Annotated in this window: 1 protein-coding gene; it reads left to right on the top strand. The window is 58.3% G+C overall.

Features of this window, described 5'->3' with window-relative positions; translation table 11 throughout:
• Positions 1-256 precede the first annotated feature (256 nt).
• Positions 257-856: a hypothetical protein gene (locus tag HDG39_RS35780; protein ID WP_311668090.1), complete on the top strand. Its 600-nt coding sequence runs from the start codon at positions 257-259 to the stop codon at positions 854-856.
• Positions 857-1,280: the final 424 nt, after the last annotated feature.

Raw genomic sequence — 1,280 nt, 5'->3', positions numbered from 1 at the left:
TAACGGGAAGCTCAATGAGTTCGTGTTTGCGTCCCGATCGAGCAAACGTGAGTTCATCAAACAGTGGCAGCGAGCGCTCGCGGCTACCGGAACAATGCCGATAGACACGAATCTTCAAAATGAAGGGCACTGTCAGGCGCAGTCAGATCTTCGGGCTGCAACGGATTAGTTGCGGTTGATTCAGGGCTAAATTCTTCCATGCACTGCGAGCGCGAGCACAGCGCCTGTTAAATGACATTTCTGGCCGGAACTCGCCATGTACTTTGCCAATCCGGGCAGGATCATTGGCAGCTTCTTCATCCGCCACCATCCCTTCCGGGTCCGCATTGACGACGTCGAGCACTATTTGTCGGGTTTCGTCGCCTATCTGAATCATCTGGAATCGCAGCGGCATTCAATATTCTCCGCGCTGGCGCGGGGGTGGAACGCCTCCCTGATCGGGGCGGCGACGCAGGGGACGTGGCTCACGCCGCCATCGGGGTGGACAGCAAGCGGCCTTTGCATTTACGCGCCTGCCATGCAGGCCGGGGGATCTCTATTCCTGTCATTCGGCAAATGCAGCCGTGCCCGGCGGGCGTCACCACGAGCCACGCACTGCGGATCAGGGCTCGACCGCGCGGAGCAGTACAAACGACTCTCGGTTGAAACCGATCAGGTGCGCAAGGCCTTCTTCGAACAGTGGTACCACCTGGGCAAACGAACCCTGCTCGATGTGCTCCTTGCGGAGAACGATCACTACGGCAACAGCGTGAGCGAAGTGACGAACCGGTTCGATGGCTACGCGGCGGTACTGCGGGAGCACGCATCCGCGGGTTCGCTGGTTGACTGGCTGGAGACCGGGCGCTCCGGCGGTTAGGTGTTGCGGATCAGAGCCGCACCGGATACAGGGCTTCGCGATGGGCTGCCTTCCTTTCTGGATGGCGGCCCTTTTTGCGTCTGGCGCACAGAGGCGAGAAACATCGGACAACTGCCTGTTTAGCCCTTACGCAATCGTGCATAGGCACCGCTGCTCGCGATTCCCGTGCCGGGAAATGTCTCGTTTCTGTCTCGTCCAAATTCGAACTCGTCATATTTCGTTTTATTGCTCACCCATCAAGAATGGAGGTAGAGCAGCATTCTTGCGACTGCCATGTCGCCATTTTCTATCTATACGCTGGCCAGGTGGACCAGCATACGCACCCAAAGAGGCACTACCATGAGTACCAGTTCAGTGAAGCTGGCCGTTGTCGACGGCAGCACCATCAAGCAGACTGTTGAATTGCGCGGGTCCGCGCAAGGCG

Source organism: Paraburkholderia lebeckiae (assembly GCF_014201005.1).
Lineage (GTDB): Bacteria > Pseudomonadota > Gammaproteobacteria > Burkholderiales > Burkholderiaceae > Paraburkholderia > Paraburkholderia tuberum.
This window is presented reverse-complemented; position numbering and strand designations above follow the sequence as displayed.